Annotated in this window: 20 protein-coding genes and 1 pseudogene; 15 read left to right on the top strand and 6 right to left on the bottom strand. The window is 47.0% G+C overall.

Translation table 11 applies throughout. The features are described 5' to 3' along the window. Positions 1 to 266: 266 nt before the first annotated feature. The 7 genes from C7R92_RS07500 (at position 267) to C7R92_RS07470 (ending at position 7,922) form a co-directional block, all read left to right on the top strand. Complete coding sequence (locus tag C7R92_RS07500) at positions 267 to 2,018, top strand: ABC transporter ATP-binding protein (RefSeq protein ID WP_017249960.1); 1,752 nt, start codon at positions 267 to 269, stop codon at positions 2,016 to 2,018. Between the two features lie 4 nt (positions 2,019 to 2,022). Then, on the top strand, positions 2,023 to 4,080 hold the full coding sequence (locus C7R92_RS07495; RefSeq protein WP_106833760.1) for an ABC transporter ATP-binding protein: 2,058 nt from the start codon (positions 2,023 to 2,025) through the stop codon (positions 4,078 to 4,080). A gap of 79 nt (positions 4,081 to 4,159) precedes the next feature. Continuing rightward, positions 4,160 to 4,486 carry a DUF1904 family protein gene (locus C7R92_RS07490; protein ID WP_106833759.1) on the top strand — a complete coding sequence of 109 codons (327 nt, stop codon included), beginning with the start codon at positions 4,160 to 4,162 and terminating at the stop codon, positions 4,484 to 4,486. 249 nt (positions 4,487 to 4,735) lie between these two features. Then, positions 4,736 to 5,308 carry an RNA polymerase sigma factor gene (locus C7R92_RS07485; RefSeq protein WP_106833758.1) on the top strand — a complete coding sequence of 191 codons (573 nt, stop codon included), beginning with the start codon at positions 4,736 to 4,738 and terminating at the stop codon, positions 5,306 to 5,308. Then, positions 5,286 to 6,263 carry a DUF4367 domain-containing protein gene (locus C7R92_RS07480; RefSeq protein WP_106833757.1) on the top strand — a complete coding sequence of 326 codons (978 nt, stop codon included), beginning with the start codon at positions 5,286 to 5,288 and terminating at the stop codon, positions 6,261 to 6,263. Before C7R92_RS07485 ends, C7R92_RS07480 begins: the two co-directional genes overlap by 23 nt. A gap of 131 nt (positions 6,264 to 6,394) precedes the next feature. Next, positions 6,395 to 6,961, top strand: a complete 567-nt coding sequence (locus C7R92_RS07475; protein ID WP_106833756.1) for an RNA polymerase sigma factor — start codon at positions 6,395 to 6,397, stop codon at positions 6,959 to 6,961. After that, positions 6,942 to 7,922 carry a hypothetical protein gene (locus tag C7R92_RS07470; protein ID WP_106833755.1) on the top strand — a complete coding sequence of 327 codons (981 nt, stop codon included), beginning with the start codon at positions 6,942 to 6,944 and terminating at the stop codon, positions 7,920 to 7,922. The genes C7R92_RS07475 and C7R92_RS07470 overlap by 20 nt, the downstream gene beginning before the upstream one ends. Before the next feature lie 61 nt (positions 7,923 to 7,983). Here C7R92_RS07470 and C7R92_RS07465 read toward each other — a convergent pair whose 3' ends face one another. Next, positions 7,984 to 8,910, bottom strand: a complete 927-nt coding sequence (locus tag C7R92_RS07465; RefSeq protein ID WP_106833754.1) for a DMT family transporter — start codon at positions 8,908 to 8,910, stop codon at positions 7,984 to 7,986. Positions 8,911 to 9,021: 111 nt separating this feature from the next. On the opposite strand from C7R92_RS07465, the gene C7R92_RS07460 reads away from it, so the two are divergent. After that, on the top strand, positions 9,022 to 10,449 hold the full coding sequence (locus C7R92_RS07460) for an aminotransferase-like domain-containing protein (RefSeq protein ID WP_106833753.1): 1,428 nt from the start codon (positions 9,022 to 9,024) through the stop codon (positions 10,447 to 10,449). A gap of 45 nt (positions 10,450 to 10,494) precedes the next feature. Here the strand turns inward: C7R92_RS07460 and C7R92_RS07455 are convergent. After that, a pseudogene (locus C7R92_RS07455) lies at positions 10,495 to 11,208 on the bottom strand (alpha/beta fold hydrolase). Between the two features lie 178 nt (positions 11,209 to 11,386). Between C7R92_RS07455 and C7R92_RS07450 the strand changes: the two are divergent. After that, positions 11,387 to 12,046 carry a Crp/Fnr family transcriptional regulator gene (locus C7R92_RS07450; protein ID WP_106833752.1) on the top strand — a complete coding sequence of 220 codons (660 nt, stop codon included), beginning with the start codon at positions 11,387 to 11,389 and terminating at the stop codon, positions 12,044 to 12,046. A gap of 179 nt (positions 12,047 to 12,225) precedes the next feature. On the opposite strand, the gene C7R92_RS07445 is transcribed toward C7R92_RS07450, so the two are convergent. The 4 genes from C7R92_RS07445 to C7R92_RS07430 all read right to left on the bottom strand — a co-directional run bounded on the left by C7R92_RS07445 (position 12,226) and on the right by C7R92_RS07430 (position 15,424). Beyond that, entirely contained in the window at positions 12,226 to 12,426 is a 201-nt protein-coding gene (locus tag C7R92_RS07445; protein ID WP_007721941.1) for a cold-shock protein, read from the bottom strand. Between the two features lie 187 nt (positions 12,427 to 12,613). Beyond that, positions 12,614 to 13,882 carry a threonine synthase gene (gene thrC / locus C7R92_RS07440; RefSeq protein ID WP_106833751.1) on the bottom strand — a complete coding sequence of 423 codons (1,269 nt, stop codon included), beginning with the start codon at positions 13,880 to 13,882 and terminating at the stop codon, positions 12,614 to 12,616. Between the two features lie 189 nt (positions 13,883 to 14,071). Beyond that, positions 14,072 to 14,758 carry a 23S rRNA pseudouridine(2604) synthase RluF gene (gene rluF / locus C7R92_RS07435; RefSeq protein ID WP_017249969.1) on the bottom strand — a complete coding sequence of 229 codons (687 nt, stop codon included), beginning with the start codon at positions 14,756 to 14,758 and terminating at the stop codon, positions 14,072 to 14,074. A 24-nt stretch (positions 14,759 to 14,782) separates the two neighbouring features. Continuing rightward, entirely contained in the window at positions 14,783 to 15,424 is a 642-nt protein-coding gene (locus C7R92_RS07430) for an MOSC domain-containing protein (protein ID WP_106833845.1), read from the bottom strand. 145 nt (positions 15,425 to 15,569) lie between these two features. Between C7R92_RS07430 and C7R92_RS07425 the strand changes: the two genes are divergently transcribed. The 6 genes from C7R92_RS07425 to C7R92_RS07400 all read left to right on the top strand — a co-directional run bounded on the left by C7R92_RS07425 (position 15,570) and on the right by C7R92_RS07400 (position 23,076). Next, positions 15,570 to 17,018 carry a nicotinate phosphoribosyltransferase gene (locus C7R92_RS07425; RefSeq protein WP_106833750.1) on the top strand — a complete coding sequence of 483 codons (1,449 nt, stop codon included), beginning with the start codon at positions 15,570 to 15,572 and terminating at the stop codon, positions 17,016 to 17,018. A gap of 198 nt (positions 17,019 to 17,216) precedes the next feature. Further along, positions 17,217 to 18,476 (top strand): Glu/Leu/Phe/Val family dehydrogenase, encoded by a 1,260-nt coding sequence (locus C7R92_RS07420; RefSeq protein WP_106833749.1) that lies wholly within the window; start codon positions 17,217 to 17,219, stop codon positions 18,474 to 18,476. A 142-nt stretch (positions 18,477 to 18,618) separates the two neighbouring features. Further along, the gene (gene metA / locus C7R92_RS07415; RefSeq protein WP_106833748.1) at positions 18,619 to 19,536 is read left to right on the top strand and encodes a homoserine O-acetyltransferase MetA; all 918 of its coding nucleotides are present in this window, start codon (positions 18,619 to 18,621) and stop codon (positions 19,534 to 19,536) included. A 138-nt stretch (positions 19,537 to 19,674) separates the two neighbouring features. Beyond that, the gene (locus C7R92_RS07410; protein WP_106833747.1) at positions 19,675 to 20,862 is read left to right on the top strand and encodes an ROK family transcriptional regulator; all 1,188 of its coding nucleotides are present in this window, start codon (positions 19,675 to 19,677) and stop codon (positions 20,860 to 20,862) included. Between the two features lie 93 nt (positions 20,863 to 20,955). Further along, complete coding sequence (locus C7R92_RS07405; RefSeq protein ID WP_069846922.1) at positions 20,956 to 22,068, top strand: Ig-like domain-containing protein; 1,113 nt, start codon at positions 20,956 to 20,958, stop codon at positions 22,066 to 22,068. A 111-nt stretch (positions 22,069 to 22,179) separates the two neighbouring features. Continuing rightward, positions 22,180 to 23,076, top strand: a complete 897-nt coding sequence (locus C7R92_RS07400; RefSeq protein ID WP_017249976.1) for a LysR family transcriptional regulator — start codon at positions 22,180 to 22,182, stop codon at positions 23,074 to 23,076. The last annotated feature ends 11 nt before the right edge of the window (positions 23,077 to 23,087 follow it).

Below are 23,087 nucleotides of genomic sequence, written 5' to 3'. Positions count from 1 at the left end.
ATTCAAAATATTAATGGAAAGGTGGGCTAGTCATGAAAAGAATTGTACGCATGGGTCATCCATACAAGGGCATACATGTAACCCCACCATTGATACGAGCGTAGTATCGTTTTTTTGATCTCGTTAACATGGCGTAGGTTACCTATTTCGTAACTTGCGCCTTTTCTATTTTTGTTGATGAAAAGGCATGTTGCTCACGGGCGATGTGTCTTTTTTGTCCTCTAAAAAAGGTCACCCAGCCAGTTAAAGAGAGGGGAGAAACACGGATGTTCTCGGTTTTGGCAAAGCTTGATTGGTTTTTCAAGGAGCATTGGAAACGTTATACGGTCGCTATTCTGCTATTGATTCTGGGCGGCTTACTGGAGATTATCCCTCCAAAAATCATCGGGGTGGCTATTGATGAGATTCACCTGGGGACACTGACTGGCGAGCGGCTGGTATCCATTTTGCTGTTTTTCGGTGTATTGTCTGTCGCGATTTATTGGGTCAATTTTATCTGGATTCGCCAGCTGTTTGGAGGAGCGTTTCTGGCGGAGCGGACGTTACGGTCGAAGCTCATGACGCATTTTTTGCGGATGACGCCAACGTTTTATCAGCGCAATCGTACCGGTGATCTGATGGCGCGAGCGACAAATGACCTCAAGGCTGTCTCGATGACGACAGGCTTCGGAATTTTGACGATGGTGGACTCGTTATCCTTTACAGGGGCAATTGTGCTGACGATGGGCTTTTTGATCAGTTGGAAGCTGACCTTAGCAGCGATCCTTCCATTGCCGTTCATGGCCTATATCATCAAGCAATATGGGAAAAAAATTCACGAGCGTTTTTCAACCGCGCAAACATCGTTCGGCGAGCTGAACGACCGCGTCTTGGAATCCGTCTCTGGCGTTCGTGTGATTCGAGCTTACGTACAGGAGATGGCGGATCAGGAGCGCTTTCGCCAAAAAATACATGAAGTGTATCAAAAAAATATCGATGTGGCGAGAATCGATTCGCTGATTGAGCCAACCGTCAAAATATTAGTTGGAATCAGTTATATGATTGGCTTGATCTACGGTGGATACCTCGTGTTTCAAAGAGAACTGACCCTGGGAGAGCTGGTCTCGTTCAACGTCTATCTCGGGATGCTGATTTGGCCGATGTTTGCGATTGGTGAATTGATCAATGTGATGCAAAGAGGAAGTGCCTCGCTGGATCGCGTCACTGAAACATTGGCTTACGAAGCAGATGTGACGGATCACGACAGACCAGTTCATGTTGCAGTACCAGAAGTCATTCGGTTTGATTCTGTGACATTCCGCTATCCATCTGCGCATGTTGACCAATTAAGCGAGGTCTCCTTTACTCTTGGTCGGGGTCAGACGCTAGGAATCGTCGGGCGTACGGGAAGCGGAAAATCCACGCTGGTGCGACAGCTGCTTCGCGAATATCCGTTAGGACGGGGAGCCATCAGTGTTTCGGGAGAGGCGCTAGAACAGATCAGTCTGGATAACATCAAGAGCTGGATCGGTTATGTACCGCAGGAGCAGATTCTGTTCTCGAAGTCAGTCCGCGAAAACATCCTGTTCGGGAACAACGAGGCAACAGAAGAACAATTACAGGAAGTGTTGAAGCAGGCCGCATTTGCTCGGGATGTGCAACTATTGCCTGAAGGCTTGCAAACGCTCGTTGGTGAAAAAGGCGTAGCCCTTTCAGGTGGGCAAAAACAGCGGGTCTCGATTGCCCGAGCGCTTTTGGTCAATCCGGAAATCTTGATTCTTGACGATGCCATGTCGGCGGTGGATGGCAAAACCGAAGCGGAGATGATCACGAATATTCGCCGGGAGCGTGCAGGCAAAACAACACTGATCACCACACATCGCTTAACGGCCGTCCAGCATGCAGATTGGATTCTCGTCATAGACGAAGGCCGAATCGTCGAGGAAGGTACACATGCACAGCTATTGGAGCTGGGCGGTTGGTATAAAGAACAATTCGAGAAACAGCAGATAGAAGCGACGCTGACAGAAAGCGGGTGAATGAATGACGACGGGGAAAAGGCTAGTTCACTATGCAGCGATTTTTAAAAAGACCATCCTCTTGGCGATTCTGATGCTCTCCATATCTGTTGGGGCAGAACTGACAGGACCATTTTTGGCGAAAAAAATGATCGATACGCACATTCTGGGCATTGAATTCGCTTGGTATGAGACGGCACAGTATGAGGATTCCGTGCTATACAAAGGGAAGTATTACACGAGACAGGATCATTTGGCAGCAGGTGAGAGCACTGGTGGGGAAGTTCGTGTTTTGCAGGTAGGACGCGATTATTATTTCTTGGATCAGGCGATTTCGTATGATGGGCAGCGATCCATTGAGGACGGGAAGCTCATCATTGTCAAAGGTGCGGATCGAGCAGAGTATCAGGCCACTCTCTTAAGCAATCAGGAGATATTCGAATTTTTCCGGCCAGAGACAAGAGGCTTGTTCACACTGGCTGCTCTCTATTTCGGATTATTGGTAGTTGCTTCGCTTTTCCACTATGGACAAAAGTTCTTATGGCAAAAATCAGCGAATCAGGTCATCGAGAGGCTGCGCATGGATGTGTTCGCGCATATTCAACGATTGCCTATCCATTATTTCGATCATCTCCCTGCCGGGAAGGTGGTTGCTCGTGTTACAAACGATACGGAAGCAGTCCGTGAGCTGTTTACGAATGTCCTCGGCAACTTCATTACGAGCGGGATTTATTTAATTGGTATTTTCGCAGCGCTGTTCTTGCTTGATGTACGACTCGCGCTCGTTTGTCTGGTCATTCTGCCAATCATGGTCGTGTGGATTTACTTATACCGCAAGTACGCTTCTGCATTTAACCATGTCATTCGGGCACGCATCAGCGACATCAACGGGATGATTAACGAGTCGATCCAAGGGATGCCGATCATTCAGGCATTTCGCAGGGAAAAGGAAACGATGCGGGAATTCGGCGAACTGAACGAAGAGTTATTCACCTATCAAAATAAAATGCTACGGCTCAATGCGACCGCTTCGTTTAACCTCGTTCAGTTCATCCGCAATATCGCGTTTGTTTTATTCATCTGGTATTTCGGTGGTGCCTCCCTCGGGATAGGTACACTGCTATCGCTTGGTGTCCTCTATGCATTCGTCGATTATCTCAATCGCTTGTTCCAGCCGATGACACAGATCGTCAACCAACTGGCGAACCTGGAGCAATCTCTCGTCGCGGCGTCGCGCGTGTTTGAACTGCTCGATGAAGAGGGCATTGACGTTGATCCAGCAAAAGTTCCCTGCTATCAGGGGAATGTCCGCTTTGACGATGTTTCTTTTGCCTACAAAGACGATCAATACGTGCTGAAAAACATCTCATTCGAAGCATGGCCCGGAGAGACAGTGGCACTGGTTGGTCACACGGGATCGGGAAAAAGCTCGATTATCAATCTGTTACTCCGCTTCTATGATGTAAACAGTGGAGCGATTATGATTGATGGGCGCAATGTGCAGGCGTTTTCCAAACAGCAGCTTCGTCAGCATATGGCGATTGTTTTACAGGACCCGTTTTTATTTACAGGAACGATTCGTTCGAATGTGAGTCTGGATGATCCGTCGATTTCGCCTGAAAAAGTAGAGAAAGCTCTGTGTGATGTAGGGGCAGACCAACTGTTCCGCAGTCTTCCGCAAGGATTCGATGAACCTGTTATCGAGAAGGGGAGCACGCTTTCACTCGGGCAGCGTCAATTGATTTCGTTTGCGCGTGCTCTCGCGTTTGACCCGGCTATCCTCATTCTGGATGAAGCGACTGCCAGCATCGACACGGAAACAGAGGGCATTATTCAAAATGCTCTTGAGGTGTTGAAAAAAGGGAGAACGACCTTCATCATTGCTCACCGCCTGTCTACGATCAAAAATGCAGATCAAATTCTCGTACTGGATCGAGGCAGAATCGTAGAGCGAGGAAAGCATGAAGACTTGATGGAGAAGCAAGGCAGGTACTATCAGATGTATCAATTGCAGCAAGGGAAAAAAGAAGCGCAGAAACAAGAGGTAGTAATCCAACAAGGAAGTACCGCAGCATTGACCTAAGCGTGAGATTGGTCTACTCATTTTGTCTTCAGAACGGTAAGATAGATCATAGAAGAACGGACAAACAGGAGGAGTTACTATGCCACATCTTATCGTTCGAGGCATCCAAGCTGAACAAATGGCCACGATTAGCGAACCACTTGCAGTCGAGCTTGCTGCACTATGCCAATGCGGTACGGACAATTTCACGATCGAATGCTTGCAGACGACAGGCGTTTTTGGTGGGAAGATCGTGGAGACGTTTCCTTTTATTGAAGTAGCATGGTTCGAGCGGGGGCAAGAAGTTCGTGACCAGTTTGCCCAGATCGTAACCAAGCATGTCTTGTCGCTCGGTATCCCAGAAGTAGAAATGGCATTTGTCGCTTATCAAAAAGAAAGCTATTATGCCAACGGAGAGCATTTCTAAAGCACAGCCGACAGGTGCTGTCGATTTCCCGGGAAAGAATCAAGACATTCGACAAGAGCACGGATAAACAAATGAATACAAGCGTGGAATAAGGGTGTTCCTTCTGTAAGTACGAGATTTTTCGTGCGAGACGGGTGGAGCACCTTTTTTATTTTGAGCGAATTTTTACTCGTGCAACCAAAAATTTCTAAAATAGGTGTCACAAATGAAAGTTCTCAATTGTTATTCATAGTGAGAGGAGGGCAAACAGTGGAAAAAACAGAAATAGAGCGCCTGTTGAACGAAATAAAAGCAGGTTCTCTTGAGCAATACGAAATCATTATCGATCACTATCAACAACCGATCTTTACATACTGCTACCACATGCTCGGTCATCGCCAAGATGCAGAAGACGCTGTCCAGGAAGTCCTGTTTCGTGCCTACGAGCATCTGGGACAGTATACGTACTCGCTGTCATTTTCTGCATGGCTGTACCGAATCGCTTTCAACCATTGTGCGAATGTGCTAAAGCGCAGGAAATTAAGCCGCGTGTTGCCCTTTTTGTACAACCGGGATCAAGACGGACGCAATTATGTCGAGGAGAGCATTGACAGCAACCATTTTGGGGAGCCGCTTGAACGCATCTGGAAACGACTGTCCGCCGAAGAACGAACACTCATGTTCCTGCGGGTGCTAGAGGAAAGAGAGTACGAGGAAATTGCAGAACTGATGGACAAAAAGCCTGCGACTCTCCGCAAACAATTCGAACGCGTTTTGAAAAAATGCAAACGTTATTTGCCAACGACGGGAGGGGTGCGAAATGATGGACAAAAATCCGTTTAAGCACATGCGAGACATGCTGGCAGCGAAGCCCGTCCCGAAAGTCGATGTCAAACATAAAGTTATGGCCGCAATTCGTGCCAAGGAAAACAAGGAGGAGAAAGTCGTGAAAAAGAAAATAGGTTTGCTCGTCACTGTAGGTATGCTGGTCGGAGCGTCGTCCGTATGGGCGGGGATGGAAATGATCCAGTTGAAAAATGAGAAGGGGGAAGTGGTGTTAGAGCTTGAACAAATGAGTATGCAAGAACAGCAACAAATGATGCAGCAGCTATCCCCTGACACCAAGGATCAGATCAAGAATGAAAGTGCAGAGATTTTTAAACAGTTGGATACGGGGGAACAAATCGTCAATGGATTAAAACCAGGAGAAGCGGTTGCCATTTATTGGCCGCTGACAAAGCTTCAGTTGGAATCAAATCCAAACAGCAAGCCTTTTGTAGATGTACGCTCCAAGCCTTTTACCTATACAACGTGGAAGGACATGGAACAAAAGGTTGGCCATCTGTTCAAGGTCCCGGCAGAGATGGGGACGGACTTCAAATTTGCAGCAGGCGAAGCGATCTATCTCCCAAGTGACAAGTATGATGAGAGAGCGATGAAAGAGGAACAAGAAAGAACGAAAAAAGAATACGTGGTACAACCAGTTCCGTTATCGGACAAGCTTCGTAATGCAGAGATTGAGTACAAGGGCCAAAAAGGGAGTGCTTTCTTAGAAGTGTCCATCCTGGATGACAAGAATAAAAGTGGAGGTACACTTGCGGAGAATCTGGAGAAGGTCATGATTGGCGACAATGAAGCCGTGTACTCCACTTTCGCACCTGAAAATGGGGAAACTGTGCACTCTTTGCAATGGGTGAAAAATGGGACAAAGGTGGACTATAGCCTGAGAGCCAATATGAGTGTGAGCACGAAAGAAGAGCTGCTGAAAATGGCGGAACAAATCAATCAAGCGAAATAATGAGAAATTCCCTCATCGTGGGTGCTAAACCATGATGGGGGTTTTGTTAGGAAATAGTTTTTAAATAATTTTTAAAAAATGTCACATTAAGGAAACTTTGATTGTTATTCACAGTGAAAGGAGGGCAAAGCGTGGAAAAAAAGGAGATAGAGCTTTTGCTGCAAGCAATAAAAAACGGCTCTCTCGAACAGTTCGAAATCATCATCGATCACTATCAGAAACCGATCTTTACATACTGCTACCATATGCTCTCCCATCACCAAGAAGCAGAAGTGGCTGTACAGGAAGTTCTGCTTCACGCCTACGAGCATCTGGAACAATATACGACCGCCCTATCTTTCTCGACATGGCTCTATCGAATTGCTCACAACTATTGTGTGAATGTGCTAAAGCGCAGAAAGCTAAGCAGATGGTTGCCCTTTTTGTACAAACAGGATCACGGTGGAAGTGTGAAGGAGCACAGCGATCGCCCTAATAGAGAAGAGTCTTTGGAGCGGATCTGGAATCGGCTGTCGGCTGAGGAACGGACACTCGTTTTTTGGAGGGTGCTGGAGGAAAAAGAGTACGAGGAAATTGCAGAGCTCCTGGATAAACCACCTGAGGCCCTGCGCAATCAATTCGAACGTGTCTTGAAAAAGTGCAAACGTTATTTGCCAACGATGGAAGGGGTGGCCGCTAATGGACAAAAATCCGTTTAATCGCATGCGAGACATGTTGAGAGCGAAGCCAGTCCCGAAAGTCGATGTCAAACATAAAGTCATGGCAGCGATACGTGCCAAGGAAAACAAGGAGGAGAAAATCGTGAAAAAGAAAATAGGTTTGCTCGTCACTGTAGGTATGCTGGTCGGAGCGTCGTCCGTATGGGCGGGAGTAGAAATGATCCAATTGAAAAATGAGAAGGGTGAGGTGATCTATGAAATAACGCAGCATACGGATCAAGAACAACAGCAATTGTTTAAGCAAATGCCTCCAGAGGAACAAAAGAAAAGGGAGGAGTTGAATAAAAGGTATGAGTATCAGGATGAAGTGGTTAATGAAATTATAGATGGCTTGAAGCCTGGAACCTCAGTTGCTATATACTTCAAGCCGACAAAAGAAGAGGAAGAAAGACAAAAAAACATTACCTGGTCAAGATACAAACAACCGTATATTACGATGGTGTCTACACCGTTAACGTATAAATCCTGGAAAGAGATGGAGCCGGTTGTAGGGAAGATGTTCACACTTCCAACTGAGCTTGCTGGAGGATTCCGTTACGATGAAGGTGACGTACACTATGAGGAAAACTACGAGTACGAAGTGGATCTTGAAGCACTGAAGGCAAAAGCCATCAAAGAAAACAAAGATTACGCCTTTACAGAAATCCCGTCAAGCAACAAGTACGATTTTACCAGTGTCGCCTATAAGTCTGAGAAAGGCAAAGTAAGGGTAGAGGTACGCATAGCTGACGGAGGCAAAGCGGGAACAAACGCAGAGGCAATGGAAAAAATCATGATTGGCAACAATGAAGCGGTTCTCACGACGCACACTTCTAATTTCCATTGGATCACCTGGGTAAAAAATGGGACCAAACTGAAATACTCTGTGCGTGCAGGCGAGGATGTTGTATCAAAAGACGAGCTGATCAATATCGCCAAGCAGATCAACGAAATCAAATAATCGTAGATAAAATAGAGGAGTACCACAAAGCGCTAAGCTTTCTTGTGGTACTCCTTCTTTTTCATGAATGGCTTACGTCTCGTAGCTTGTTTGCCTTTTTACCCATCAACTGCTTCAAGCCATCCCTATTAATCAGGATAATGCCGACAATAATCGTAATTCCCCCTACCAACGACAGGAGATAAAGCGGCTCATTGTACACAATGACGCCCAAGCTTAAGGCAATCAACGGAGAGATATAGAGCCACGTGGATGGAAACACAGGGTTGGTCTTGGCCACGAGCCAATAGAAAATGGTGTGCCCCATCATGGAACCAACGACGATCAAGTACAGGAGCGAGAGGATCGCATTAGCCGTGAGCATCGATTCGATATGCACTTGCTCTGTAAATAACGATAAGACAAGTAGCATGGCTCCTCCATACATCATCTGTGCCGCATTCAAAGCGATGGGTGAGGTATCTTGAAACCGTTGGATGACGCTACGGGAGTAAACTGCACCAGCAGAATAAAAGATTTGCCCGAATATGACTGCCATGCACCCTGTAAGCCAAAGGAGACTGAATGAGATGGTCACACCCGGTAAAATCAGCAAAAAGACACCGACAAAGGCAACCAAGCAACCCGCCCACGCAATACCGGGGAGCTTTTGCCGAGTAATAATTGTCTGAAGCAGCATGACCATGAGAGGTGCTGTTGCCGATAGAATCGCTGCAATTCCTGAACTTACATACTGCTCCGCCCAATACAAGGGAGCAAATGTCCCAAACGTTAAACCAATTCCGGTAAGAAACATCTCTTTATGAAGCAGCAGCGATAGTTGCGCCTGTTTTTTCCAGAGCATAAATGAAAACAAAATGACACCTGCCAGAAAGAACCGAAGTCCTCCTGAGAAAAACGGCGGCGCTCCGGCATCAATCCCGACTTTGATTGCCAGAAAAGTCGTTCCGAATATCAAGCACATGACCACATAGTTGAGTAGTACCATTATGATTCCTCCCTTTTCCTCATCATAAAGGGTAGGGAATAGAACAGATGAAGTGGAATAGAACAGATACGAAGATCAATCCATTATTATGGGGGAAAGGGGGGAGCTTGCATGAAAAGGGAGGCTCTTTCAAACAGTCATTCTGATAAGCTGTTCGAGCAAGTGTATGAATTTCTGTTGGACCGGATCAGACGCGAAGAATGGAGGGCACATGAAAAGCTTCCTTCTATTCGAACGTTGGCGTTGGAATTGAAGGTGCATCGCCTGACGGTTTTTAAAGCATTTCAATTATTAAAGCAAAACCGCCATGTGTATGTGAAGGATAAGTCGGGGTATTATGTACAACCGAGCAGCCTGCTACCAGTAGAGTCGATGGATGATCCAATCGTTTCTGCTTATGTACACAAGAGTCACCTTTCGGAAATACATCAGGTGCAGGCGACTTATCAATTTTCCAAAGCATTAATCGATCCGAATTTATTGCCCAATCTTTATTTTTCCGAGTACGTGAAGAAAGTGTTTGATTTGTATCCAAAGGTACTGGGTACCTACTCAACCACACAGGGAGATCAGGAGCTACGGGAAGCACTGTGCAGTTATTATATCAGCCGTTATCATTTTCACCTGTCACCTGATGAGCTGATGATTACATCTGGTTCGCAGGAAGCGATTGATTTGGTTGCCAGAGTCCTTGTAAAGCCGCGTGATGTCGTGTTGATTGAGAGACCTACTTACAGTCCTGCCATTGATGTATTCAGAAGACAGGGCGCCAATATGATTCCCATCGAGATTACGCCGCATGGATATGATTTGGAGCAGGTTGAACGGTTGATGCAAAAAGAAAAACCGCGCCTGTTTTATCTCAATCCGACCTTTCATAATCCAACGGGTTATACAGTTCCGGCTGAACAACGGAAGAGACTGGTGGAGCTGGCTGCGAAGTATCAGTGTCTAATCGTAGAGGATGATCCGTGCCGCGATATTTACTTCGGCGATGAGCCTCCACTGCCGTTTTTTTCTTACGACACGGCGGGCTATGTCATCTATCTGCGCAGCTTTAGCAAGTACATCGCACCGGGGCTAAGCATTGCAACTGTGGCATGTCGGCCATCTATTATGAAGTATTTGATTCAAGCGAAATCACTGTCTGACAGTGGAGCGCCTCTGTTGAATCAAAAGATTTTTTTGCATTATTTCTTCTCCGAACGGATGCAGCAGCATTTGGCGAAGCTGCGGATTGCACTGGCCATTCGCCGGGAAATCATGGAGGAAGAACTGTCTATGACCGACTGGGAGTGGACCAGCCCACCAGGGGGCTTTAATTTATGGGTGAAGCTTCCTGATTCCGTCCCGATAGAAAGTCTTTTGGGCAAATGCATAGAGCAATCCATTACGTTTGTACCCGGTGCGATCTGTGACCCGCTGCGAGAGTTAAGCTCTTGGATACGCATCAGTTATTCTTATTTGAATGAACAACAGCTGCGGGATGGATTGCAAAGGCTCGTCCGTACGGTTCGCCTGTTGGATAGAAAGGAATGAAGAAAGGCTGCCGACATGATGGTCGACAGCCTTGTTTTCCTTACCTTATGATTTGCTTACTTGATCGAGATGATTCACCAGTTCTTCTGGTTTGGACAAGAAAGGCGCATGATCGGCTTCCAGTGTAATGACTTTGCTGCAAGGTGTTTCTGTGTTCATTCTGCGTTGGAAATCGATTGGGATCGCGTTGTCTAAAGTTGTTTCAATATAGACGCGATCAACGCTTCCGAATTTCTCCTCGGTAATTTGCACTGGTTGTGTAAACGGAGCCAGCGCTTGCGGACGGCAACGCTTCATCGACGCCAGCCTCAGTGCCTCATCTTCAACCGCGTTGAAAAATGTCCCTTCCACAGTCTCGAGCTTCGGAGCCAGCGTCATGTCGGCTTCATTCAATTCGAATTCCGGGCCTTTTTCTCCTTCAGACTTGCTTATGAGACTTTCCCCGTTTTTCGGCAAGAATGCGCAAAGGTAGACGAGCTTATCAATTTTGTCATGTACTTTTTCAGCTGTTTGCGTAATGACGACGCCACCCATGCTGTGTCCGACAAGGATTACTTTATCGTTTTGTTGCTTGATCAGGTCAGATACTTTCTCGACGTAGATATCCAGTGTTACCTGCTGAGGAGGTGTCATGTCTTGTCCACTTCCAGGCAAGTCCAACGTCGCGACCTTGTGTCCCAATGCTTCCAGCGCAGGTTTTACTTTTTCCCATACCCATTCACCTTGGCAAGCTCCATGAACCTATACAAAAGTACTCATTTACATACATCTCCTTCGTTTCATGATGATCGTTCGGTAGTGTTAACGAAGCGATTTCTGATTAAACAGGGTGTTCTTGTGTTCGTGCCTCTTGAGTGCAATAATAATAAAAATCTGTATCGGTAATCTGTGACTTTGTCACCAAGTTATTTTTTTCACAAGGAGGTTCTTCGTCCATATGCAAAAGGAGCAGATTGCGGAAGTCCTTGCACGTTTTCCAAGTCTGGCAGCACTTACTCTAGAAGAGTGGCAAGAGGAGGGAATCTCCATCACTACGGTTCCAGCCAACTTTACCATTGATGAAGGCGAGTTTTTGGAGAATGCGCCATTAATCTTGGATGGGCTGGTTCGCATTTTCAAACTGAGCAGCGATGGAAGAGAGGTTACGTTGTACAGGCTATCGACTGGCGAGTGCTGCCCACTCATCGCGTCTAGTATATTGGGAGAAACGGTGTATGAAGCTTCGGCCTGCGTGGAGAAGCCGAGTATGGTCTTGAACGTCCCGACGAAGATTTATAAGAAATGGATCGAGAAGCATCAAGGCTTTCGCCAGTATATTTTTCAATCATTTGCGCGGCGATTGATTATCATGTCGAACTTGATTGACGATATTCATTTTAAATCCATTCGGGTTCGGATTTCCGAATATTTGATCGAGCATACAAGTGCGGAGGATGATTCGCTCGCCATTACACATGATCAGTTGGCAATTGAGCTGGGGACTGCTCGTGAGGTGATTAGCCGGACACTAAAGAAAATGGAAAAAGAAGGGCTGCTGCGTGTAGCACGGGGGCAAATTACAGATATTCAACGTTCTAGACTGCCTGCGGTTCAATAATCTATATTTGAAAATATAAAAATTTTAGGAAGCGATAGGTACTGTGTTATACTGAGTCTACCATTTACTGTTCTGTAGCATTCCCTACTCCGTTTACGTGAGTAGGGTTTTTTATTTGTGTTTCAAACAACCAAAAAACAGACCCCCTTACAGGAGTCTGTTTTTTGTGTATGGCTATATTAAACTTTTTGAACGTTAGTAGCTTGTGGTCCGCGTTGGCCTTGTTCTACGTCAAAAGTAACTTTTTGACCTTCGTCAAGGGATTTGAAACCGTCGCCTTGGATAGCAGAGAAGTGTACAAATACGTCTTCTTTACCTTCGCGCTCAATAAAACCAAAACCTTTTTCTGCGTTAAACCATTTTACTGTACCTTGTTCCATTGTTATTGCCTCCTAGTGTGTAACACACATGTATTACTATCCTTGCTCGCAGGATCATCTAGACGAAAATTTGTTATCTACGCTATCCGTTGCTTCGAACAAAAATAATTCTCTACTAGCATAACAGGATATTGAAAGGATAGCAAATAATTCGCGTATGTTGACGAAAGAAAATACAGATGAGCTGTTACGAAAGCATGGCGCCAATCTCTTTCAACGTAAGCTGTGACGAGATAATTTTATTTGGATAGCTCGCTTGTGCCGATTCCCCCAAATGATACTCTTGCAGTGCATCAGTGTCCTTCAGCATGTTTCCTGTCAAAATACACACGGCTGTTTCGTCCTTGTCGATTACTTGTCCTGCGATGAGCTTGCGCAATCCGGCGACCGTAGCAGCAGAGGCAGGCTCGCAGCCGATCCCGCTCTTATCCACCCATGCTTTGGCGTCGAGAATCTCTCGATCAGTCACGGAGCAGGTAACACCATTTGTTTCTTCTAAAGTACGTAGTGCCTTTTTCCAGCTGGGTGGATTGCCGATGTTGAGCGCAGAGGCACGTGTATATGGATTCGGTTCAGGTGTCAGCTCGGTGTGTCCGCCTGCGACCATGCGATGGAATGGACTAGCACCTTCCGCTTGTACGAGCGCCACCCGAGGAACTTTTTCGATAAAGCCGAGGTTTTTCAAATCCTGCAAGCCCTTTCCGAGAGCCGTCACATTGCTCAATGCTCCTCCAGGGATGACCACCCAATCGGGAAGGTTCCAGTTGAGGTACTGCGCAATTTCGTACACGATACTCTTCTGCCCTTCAATGCGGAATGGATTGATCGAATTGCAGATGTAGAGGCCGAGCTCTTTGCTGTATTGCTCATAAAAACGGATGCCATCATCGTAGGTACCATCAAAGCTGATGACCTTTGCTCCGTAGGCCAGTGTTTGCATGACTTTATTCAAGGAAATGTTTTTGTTCGGGACAAACACGTACGATTCGTGATGGGCGAGTGCAGCATACATGGCGAGAGAGGAAGAGGTATTGCCAGTCGATGTGCAGGTGAAGCGTTGATAGCCTAGTGAACGCCCGTGTGACACGGCGACAGTCATCCCGTTGTCTTTGAATGAACCACTCGGATTCTCGCTTTGTGCCTTCAGCCATACCTTGCTGTTGCTTCCTACATAGGATTGGATGAGTGCAGATGCGTATAGCCCTGTATTTCCTTCGTACTTAGTCGTGATGTACTCTTCAGGAAGCTCGGGGAAAATCAGCTCTTTATAGCGCCATACTCCGCTCGCATAAGGGGTAATGCGCTCGGAAAGCCGCTCATGAAAGACGCGCTTCAGCTGTTCGGCATCGATGGCTGACGTATCGTGAATGATGTCAAACAAGCCACCGCACGTGCATTGGTAGTCAAATAAATGGGCGGGCACTTCCTTGCTGCAATCGACACAAACCAGTTTCATCCTCGCAAGATTCACCCCAAAAAGTGTTCGGGGAGAATCTCTCCACCTCTTTTCTCTCGTATGGTTTTTTTATATGGTAAACGGAGACGGGGAGCGTGTAAACGAGAGTTTTCAGTAAAAACCAAAGATTCACATACAAATACAAAAGACGGGAAGGAGCCACTATACAGACTCCAACCCGTCCCTATTTCACAAGCTTTTATTCAGATCAGTTAATTCCTTGGCCGTCAGATTGCGCCATTGCCCCAACTTCAAATTCCCCAGCATAATGTTCATGATACGTACCCGTTCAAGCTTTCGCACCTGATAACCAAAAGCCTGGCACATCCGTCTGATTTGCCGATTCAGCCCTTGCGTCAGCACGATATTGAAGACGCGGTCGCTGACTTTGGTTACTTTGCAAGGCTTTGTAGTTGTTCCGAGAATACGTACGCCGTTTGCCATTCCGTGTAAGAAATTCGCCGTGATGGGCTTGTCTACGGTGACGATGTACTCTTTGTCATGATTGTTCTCAGCACGCAAAACTTTGTTTACGATATCCCCGTCATTAGTTAACAGGATGAGACCTTGCGAATCCTTATCCAGTCGCCCGATAGGAAAAATACGTTCCGGGTGATTGACGAAATCAATGATGTTGCCTTTGACGTGCAGTTCAGTGGTACACGTAATTCCGACAGGCTTGTTCAAGGCGATGTAGACATCTTTCTTTTTGGAACCGAGCGGCTGTCCATCGATGCGCACATCATCTCCTGATGCAACCGTACTTCCCAGCTCCGCGACTTGGCCATTGATCGTCACACGCTTGGCCTCGATTAATTTATCGGCTTCTCTTCGTGAGCAAATGCCGGTTTCACTGATGAACTTATTAATTCGCATGAGACGTTCCTTTCGCTATTACTGCTACTTATCCAGTTTTTCCAGTAGTTTTTTTCGCCAAGGTTGCGCCAATTCCTCCACCTCAAGCATACGCTGAATCGTCTCTTGGGATGGTGACTTGTCGTGGAAGTATAAGTGGTGAATCGACGCTACCGTTACTTGTTTTGGATGTGCAGTGATGAGGGTAATCTTGGAGTCTGGCTTGATCGTCCCTTCCTGCAAGACGCGGAAGAAATAGCCCGTATAGCCCATTTCTACCACCGCTTTGAGCAGCTGGTTATTGTTGTTGCGCTTGTTGATGGTCGCGCAAGGAAATCTGCCTTGGGTCACTTGCAGGATGGTATCACCGAATTGATATACATCCCCGATGCAGACCTGCTCCTCGGTCATGCCAGCCAGCGTGAGATTTTCTCCGAATGCCGCATTGGTCAGTGGTTGGCCGAATAACTTCTCCCAATGGGCATAATGTTCAAAAGGATACGCACAGACGACGCGGTCTGGGCCGCCGTGGTACTTTGGATTCGCGATATCATCGTCATCAATTTTCTCGGAACGGACAACGAGCTCATTGGCTTCTTCCTTCCAAATGCCGGAGAGATATTCCTTACCGTTGTACATATTACTTTTAGGCAAACCTTTACTAATCGTAACGACTTTTCTGTTCAACTTATACTCACTCCCAGCCTGCACGATTGCTTCTCTTTTTATCCCCATACTATACCACATTCCCTCATATCCTCCACAGCGGATGGGCACCAGCGGACGCTTCTGGTATGATGATAGAAAGGAATACACAGGAGGCCTCAGTGACATGCAATCATTTGGTGTGGCACTACACACAGATAAATATCAGATCAACATGATGTACGCCCATTGGGTGAACGGAACGCACAATCAGAAGGTCGTTTTCGAAGCATTTTTCCGAAAGCTACCTTTTGGAAACGGATACGCCGTATCTGCCGGATTGGAACGCATTGTTTCTTATATAAAAAATTTGAGCTTTGAAGAAAGCGATCTCAAGTATTTGAGTGAGCAGGAGGAGAACTACGATCCAAAGTTTTTGGAAGAGCTGCGCCAGCTTCGTTTTAAGGGCTCGCTCTATTCCGTGAAGGAAGGTACCGTGGTTTTCCCGAACGAGCCGCTGATTCGCGTAGAGGGGCGTGTCATGGAGGCACAGCTGGTTGAGACGGCCCTGTTGAACTACATGAACTACCAGACGTTGATTGCGACCAAAGCTTCGCGGATTAAAAACGTGGCGGGCAATGATGTTCTTATGGAGTTCGGAACAAGAAGGGCGCAGGAGGCAGATGCTGCGTTGTGGGGGACGCGGGCAGCGTATTTGGCGGGTTTCGACGCGACCTCGAATATGCTGGCAGGGAAAATGTTTGGCATTCCGACAAAAGGGACGCACGCTCACTCATGGGTACAGAGCTTTGAGAGTGAGGAAGAAGCATTTGAGCGCTTCGCAGCAGCTCTACCAGGACAGGTAACCTTGCTGGTCGATACGTATGATACGCTCAAAAGCGGCGTGCCTAATGCAATTAAGGTCGGAAAACGCCTGGAGAAACAAGGCAAAAAGCTGACTGCGGTGCGCTTGGACAGTGGCGACTTGACGTACTTGTCCTGCAAGACTCGCGAAATGCTTGATAAGGCAGGCATGACCGATGTGCAAATTGTCGCTTCCAACGATCTCGATGAGCACACGATTATGAACCTGAAGGTACAAGGGGCACGCGTAAATAGCTGGGGAGTAGGAACGCAGCTCATCACGGCAGCGGATCAGCCGACACTCGGAGGCGTATACAAGCTGGTGGCGCGTGAAGGAGCGGACGGAGAATATCAGCCGACCATCAAAATCTCCGGGAATCCGGAAAAAGTCACAACGCCAGGTATCAAAGATATGTACCGATTGATTGATCCGGAAACAGGCAAAGCGATTGCTGACTATATGTGCTTCCCACATGAAACAACAGTCGATGATGGAGGACCTCTCCATTTGTTCCATCCGAGCCATACGTATTTGAGCAAGCATTTGGAGAACTACCAGGCAGAGTCGTTGCTAATTCCGGTATTTGTGGATGGGGAACTGGTCTATGAACTGCCGACCCTCCAAGATATTCGCAACTACCATCGTGAGCAACTCAAGCTGTTCTGGCCTGAATACTTGCGCATGCTGAATCCGGAGCATTACCGTCTGCACATCAGCGAAGAGATGTGGGAGACGAAAACAAAGCTGATGAAGACGTATTTGAAAAAATAAGAGAAAAACGTCTGATGTGTCGAGAGGATGCATCGGGCGTTTTTTATTTGTTTCCCAAAAATAACACAATAATGTGAAAACAAAGAAAATAAATTGTCTGAATTTACTTGCATCGTATATAATTACTCCATTCATCCTTTAGCTCTGCGCCAAGGTGATGTGGAAAATGCGTGTGAAAAGTATTGGGGAGGAAGAGAGATGCTAAATACTGTAGAGAAAGAAAACCTGAATCCATACGAGATTGTGCAGAAACAGATTGATGCTGCAGCGGCACTGTTGGGATTGCGAAGCGATGCTGTAGAAATTTTAAAGCGACCCAAACGAGTATTGGCTGTCAGTTTTCCTGTCAAGATGGACGATGGTAGCGTGCGTGTCTTTGAAGGCTACCGATCTCAGCATAATGATGCAGTAGGGCCGACCAAGGGAGGGATTCGCTTTCATCCGGATGTGACGATGGATGAAGTCAAGGCGCTCTCCATGTGGATGTCATTCAAATGTGGCGTGGTTGGTCTTCCTTATGGCGGTGGAAAAGGTGGCGTCATATGTGATCCTCACGAATTCAGCAAAAACGAGCTGGAACGAGTCAGCCGCGGCTTCATGGAAGCTATCGCTGATATTGTCGGACCGGAGACAGACATACCTGCACCCGATGTGTATACGACCCCACAAATCATGGGGTGGATGATGGATACGTACAGTCGATTAAAAGGCACCTATTCTCCGGGAGTGATCACGGGAAAACCGCTGAGTGTCGGCGGTTCCAAAGGAAGAAACGAAGCGACTGCCCGCGGATGTGTCTTTACCATACTAGAGGCGCTTAAAGATTCTGGACGCAAGCCAGAACAAGCAACCGTCGCGATTCAAGGATTCGGCAACGCGGGAAGAATTGCTGCCAGACTTTTGACAGAGCTGGGCTTCAAAATCGTGGCGGTCAGTGACTCACGTGGAGGTATTTATGATGCTGCTGGCTTGGACATCGAACAGGTAGGGCAGTTAAAAGACAACGCCACCATTTTGGAGTATGCAGGTGGTACGGTCATCTCCAATGAACAGCTATTAGAGCTGGAAGTGGATATTCTGATCCCGGCCGCATTGGAAAATGTCATCACAGCAGCGAATGCCCACAGCATTCAGGCCAAGTGGATTGCAGAAGCAGCAAATGGACCTACTACACCGGATGCGGATGCCATTTTGCGGGAAAAAGGGATTACCGTGATCCCAGATATTCTCGCCAACGCAGGTGGCGTAACGGTTTCTTATTTTGAATGGGTGCAAAACTTGATGAATTACTACTGGTCCGAGGTTGAGGTAAACGAAAAGCTGCAAACGACAATGATTAACGCTTATCGTGCTGTGAAAGAACTCTCTGATCAATACAAGGTAGACTTGCGCACGGGAGCCTATATGATCTCGCTATTGCGAATTACGGAGGCGATGGAAGGGCGCGGCTGGATTTAAGGAAAGAGACCTCTTGCAACTTGCTTGCAAGGGGATCTTTTCGTTTTCCCCTGTGGGATTGGCAGGAAGTCTAGTATTTTTGTCGAATTTGTCGGATTATTGTTTTTCTACCTGTGTTCAAAGGATGGAAAGGGGGATCTTTATGCCAATCAAATTGCCCGACGATTTGCCTGCAACGGAAATACTCGCCCAAGAAAATATTTTTGTGATGAAGGATAGCCGTGCCTTCACACAGGACATACGACCGCTCAGGATCGTCATTCTCAACCTCATGCCCGTGAAGGAAACAACGGAAACACAGTTGCTCCGCCTCCTGGGGAATACACCGCTACAGGTGGAAATCGTGCTTTTGCACATGTCCAGTCATACGTCCAAAAATACGTCGGAAGAACATTTATCGATGTTTTATAAAACGTTTGAGGAGATCTGTGACCAGCGATTTGATGGCATGATCATCACCGGAGCACCAGTGGAACAGCTCGAGTTTACAGACGTCACGTATTGGCAGGAGCTGACAAAAATCCTCGATTGGAAAATGGAGAACGTCACTTCGACCCTGCATATTTGTTGGGGAGCACAAGCGGGCCTTTACCACCACTTTGGCGTTCCGAAGCATCCTTTGCCAGAAAAAATGTTCGGAATCTTCCCTCATACACTCAATAAGCAAAAGGTGAAGTTGTTCCGCGGATTTGATAACTACTTCTACATTCCGCATTCCAGGCATACCGAAAATCGCAGGGAAGACATCGAGCAAGTGCCTGAATTGGAGATATTGTCCGAGTCTGATGAATCAGGGGTTTACATCGTAGCGACGAGGGATGGTCGACAAATTTTTGTGACAGGACATTCCGAGTATGATCCGACCACCCTGCAAGATGAGTACCAGCGGGATGTGAACAAAGGCTTGGATATTGCTGTTCCGCGTAATTACTATCCAAAGGACGACCCAAATCGCGAGCCTATTGTCACTTGGCGCGCACATGCGAATTTGATGTTTTCCAACTGGTTAAACTATTACGTTTACCAAGAGACACCGTATGATTTGAACAACAACAAGTGATAGCAACGTAGAAACCATCCGAGGTGATTCGGATGGTTTTTGTTTGGCCCAGTTGACGTAATAAATGGCGACAGGTAGTGTGAGAATAATCGCGCAGGAATACTACCGGGAATTCAAGCAAGATGGGAGTTTTGTAAGATGAAAAAAATCATGAAGCAAGATCAGGACGTGACCAAGCAGCATAACAAGCAAATGATCCTCGACATTATCAAAAAGCAGAGACCGATATCGCGTGCAGAAATCGCCAAAATTACGCGGATGAGCGCCACCTCGATTGGCAGATTTGTAAATGAACTGTGCGAAGAAGGACTGATTCGAGAGACAGAGCTAACCTCATCAGGTGTAGGCAGGAAGGCAATTATGCTCGACATCGAGCCGGGGGCCATTTATACAATCGGCGTGGACATGGCAAAAAAGCGCATCAGCTTTGGGATCATGGACTTTAGCGAAGCAATTATTGCACAGCACCGGATGGATCATAAAACACAGGATTCTACACCGGAAGAGACGGCTGAACTGATTTGTAACGAGATTGAAGGGATACTCAACCAGACAGGCATTCCGTTAGAAAAAGTGGTCGGGATCGGCATTGGGATGCCAGGGGTGATTAATTATGAGCGAGGGATTGTTCAGCTATCCACTACGCTGGACTGGAAGGACGTAGCGTTTGCTAGCTTGATTGAAAAAAGGCTGAAAATCAAAACCGTTATCGACAACGATTTGAAGGTGAAAATCCTATCGGAGTACTTGTACGGATCTGCCAAAGGCTCGAACAAGACAGCCTTGATCGGCATTGGCACGGGTATCGGCTCTGCGTTAATTATCAATGGCGAAGTGTTTCGCGGAGGCTCCAATAGCGCAGGAGAGCTGGGGCATACGACGCTCGATCCGAATGGAAATCTGTGTGAATGTGGAAAGCGCGGATGCCTGCAAACATACATAGACGAAAATTCTTTGATCATGGAAGCGCGTCGGGTGAAGGATGTCAGTGATGTCCGTCAGGTGTTCGCGGCAGCGAGAAACGAAGAGCGCTGGGCGAAGGAAATCGTCTCCCGTACCGCGTTGTACCTCGGAATCACGATTAACAATATTGTATGCATGTACAATCCAGATACCGTGATTGTAAGCGGTGATTTGGTGGAGAATTATCGCGAAATCATTGATTTGGTCGAGGAGCATAGCGATCAAGTGATCTGGGAGCCATTCAAGGGGAAATTTCGCGTCATTCCTTCCGATTTGAAGGGGGAGGCAATCGTGATGGGGGCAGGAGCTTTGGCGATGCAGCACTTTGCTCCTTTGGCAGGGACATGGGCAGAAGAATCATGACTTTCTTTGCCATTTTGTATTCAACAAGTACGGCAGTTTAGCCGATATAGAAAATGGTGGAAAAGTAGAGAGGAAAAGGAGTGGGATGTGAGCATGAGAAACTGGCAAAAAGGTATGCTCGCTACGGCTGTTACCGTTGGGCTGATCTTTTCCAGTGTCGGCCAAGTACCGGCATTGGCAAATTCTGCGACGACAAGTACGCAGAAGAAGATTTCCAAGCTTGTGGTTGATACAAAGACAATAAAATTGAAAAAAGCGGGGACGCAGCAGTTGAACGTCCGCGTGCAATACACGGATAAAACAACGGAAGACGTCACACAGCAAGCAGAGTGGACTTCCTCTGACAGTGACATCGCACGCGTTGAAAAAGGCTTGGTAACCGCTGTTAGTTCCGGTAAAACAAGAGTGAAAGCAAGCTTCGGGGGCAAAAGTGTGAGTGTCCCTGTTGAGATCGATGTGATTTCCAAGCTCACTGCTGACCAGAAGAAACTGGTTCTCAACGTGGGAGGCACGAAGCAGGTAAACGCAACAGCAACCTTCTCAGACAAGTCTACCTCTGATGTAACCGCCAATGCAGAGTGGGAAAGCGATGATACGGAAATCGTAACGGTCACGAATGGTTTGGTTACAGCAGTAAGTTCGGGCACAGCGAAACTCAAAGTGAAGTACGGTGGAAAAAACGTATCCATTCCAGTAGAGGTGGATGTCGTCTCTAAGCTGGACAGCGATAAGAAAAAGCTGTATCTGCGTCCAGGCACTACCCAGTCGGTTACGCTGCTGGCTATCTTGTCTAGCAAAGAAAAGGTCGATGTAACAAGCAAAGCCAAGTGGACATCCGACGATGAAAAAGTCGCCACAGTTGAAAACGGAGTCGTGACAACTGTAGGTTCTGGCAAAGCGAGAATCAAAGCAACTTACGGTGGAAAGACAATCTCGATCCCTGTAGAGTCTGCTATTATCTCCAAGCTAGAATTTGACACGAAAAAGGCAGATCTCAAAGTCGGCGAATCAAAAGACTTGAAGGTATCTGCTGTCTATACCGACAAAACCAAGGTCGATGTCACAGTCGATGCAGACTGGATCTCCACGAACAGCTCCGTTGTGACTGTAGCGGATGGCAAGCTCACGGCTGTGAAAGCAGGTCGCGCAACGATTGCCGCTACGTATAATGGAAAAGTCGTAAAAATACAGGTAACCGTGAAGTAACTCAAGCTGGAGGAAAAGCCAGGGCGCGACTGCGTACCTGGCTTTTTTGCATACTCTCGCCTGTGGTAATCTGTAGCTAACGCTTTTGATTGGACGAAGACGGAGGGCACCATGGATATTCGACAGCTGCATTACTTTGTGGAAGTAGTCAAACATAAAAACTTTACGAAGGCCGCGCAATCCCTCCACGTCTCCCAGCCTTCTATCAGCAAAATGATCAAGGCATTGGAAGAAGAGCTAGAGGTAGTTCTGCTGGATCGGACGGAGCGGAAAATGGATCTGACAGACGCAGGGGAAATGGTCTACAGCTATGCGACCAAAGTGTTGCAGCTGATGGAAGGTATGTCGTCATCGATTGCAGAATTGCGAAATGTCGAGCGTGGTCGGGTCAAGCTGGGTATGATGCCGACCGTGGGTTCTTTTCTCTTGCCGAATGTGATTGCCTTGTTTAAAAAGCAGTATCCAGGCATCGATATCGAGATGAAGGAATACAGCGCCAAGCTGCTTGAAATCCAAATGGAGCAAGGAAGCATTGAGGTGGCATTAACCGTTCTACCAACGGATCAGGAGAAATTTGTGGCGGTTCCCTTGCTCGCAGAGGACCTCGTCGCGATCGTTCATCGGGATCATTGGCTGGCGGGAGCCGATGAGGTGAGCTTGGAACAGCTTAAGGACGAGGCTTTCATTTTGTTTACCGAAGAGTACGCGATGCACGATGTAGTGCGCCAAGCGTGCAAGCTGTCCGGCTTTGAACCGAAAGTCGCTTACATGAGCTCTTTATGGGATTTTGTCGGAGAGATGGTGGCTACTCAACTAGGGATATCACTCATTCCACGCTCCATCGTGAGACGCTTGAATAACGGGAATTTGCACACCGTCAACATTTCCTACCCAGTGATTGACTGGCAGTATGCTTTGATTTATCGAAAAGAAGGGTATTTATCGCATGCGACAAAGGCTTTCATATCGTTTGTAGAGAAAATGTACAGCCATAACCAAATGGAATAGAAATGATGATT

The sequence above is a fragment of the Brevibacillus porteri genome, assembly GCF_003013475.1.
Taxonomy (GTDB): Bacteria; Bacillota; Bacilli; order Brevibacillales; family Brevibacillaceae; genus Brevibacillus; species Brevibacillus porteri.
The sequence above is the reverse complement of the archived record's forward strand: the minus strand, read 5'-3'. Positions and strand labels throughout refer to the sequence as shown.

Bases quoted from the DNA above. Each gene is read 5' to 3' on its own strand.
- C7R92_RS07500 (WP_017249960.1), top strand. From the start codon at position 267: ATGTTCTCGGTTTTGGCAAAGCTTGATTGGTTTTTCAAGGAGCATTGG.
- C7R92_RS07495 (WP_106833760.1), top strand. From the start codon at position 2,023: ATGACGACGGGGAAAAGGCTAGTTCACTATGCAGCGATTTTTAAAAAG.
- C7R92_RS07490 (WP_106833759.1), top strand. From the start codon at position 4,160: ATGCCACATCTTATCGTTCGAGGCATCCAAGCTGAACAAATGGCCACG.
- C7R92_RS07480 (WP_106833757.1), top strand. From the start codon at position 5,286: ATGATGGACAAAAATCCGTTTAAGCACATGCGAGACATGCTGGCAGCG.
- C7R92_RS07470 (WP_106833755.1), top strand. From the start codon at position 6,942: ATGGACAAAAATCCGTTTAATCGCATGCGAGACATGTTGAGAGCGAAG.
- C7R92_RS07465 (WP_106833754.1), bottom strand. From the start codon at position 8,910: ATGGTACTACTCAACTATGTGGTCATGTGCTTGATATTCGGAACGACT.
- C7R92_RS07460 (WP_106833753.1), top strand. From the start codon at position 9,022: ATGAAAAGGGAGGCTCTTTCAAACAGTCATTCTGATAAGCTGTTCGAG.
- C7R92_RS07450 (WP_106833752.1), top strand. From the start codon at position 11,387: ATGCAAAAGGAGCAGATTGCGGAAGTCCTTGCACGTTTTCCAAGTCTG.
- C7R92_RS07445 (WP_007721941.1), bottom strand. From the start codon at position 12,426: ATGGAACAAGGTACAGTAAAATGGTTTAACGCAGAAAAAGGTTTTGGT.
- thrC (WP_106833751.1), bottom strand. From the start codon at position 13,882: ATGAAACTGGTTTGTGTCGATTGCAGCAAGGAAGTGCCCGCCCATTTA.
- rluF (WP_017249969.1), bottom strand. From the start codon at position 14,758: ATGCGAATTAATAAGTTCATCAGTGAAACCGGCATTTGCTCACGAAGA.
- C7R92_RS07425 (WP_106833750.1), top strand. From the start codon at position 15,570: ATGCAATCATTTGGTGTGGCACTACACACAGATAAATATCAGATCAAC.
- C7R92_RS07420 (WP_106833749.1), top strand. From the start codon at position 17,217: ATGCTAAATACTGTAGAGAAAGAAAACCTGAATCCATACGAGATTGTG.
- metA (WP_106833748.1), top strand. From the start codon at position 18,619: ATGCCAATCAAATTGCCCGACGATTTGCCTGCAACGGAAATACTCGCC.
- C7R92_RS07410 (WP_106833747.1), top strand. From the start codon at position 19,675: ATGAAAAAAATCATGAAGCAAGATCAGGACGTGACCAAGCAGCATAAC.
- C7R92_RS07405 (WP_069846922.1), top strand. From the start codon at position 20,956: ATGAGAAACTGGCAAAAAGGTATGCTCGCTACGGCTGTTACCGTTGGG.
- C7R92_RS07400 (WP_017249976.1), top strand. From the start codon at position 22,180: ATGGATATTCGACAGCTGCATTACTTTGTGGAAGTAGTCAAACATAAA.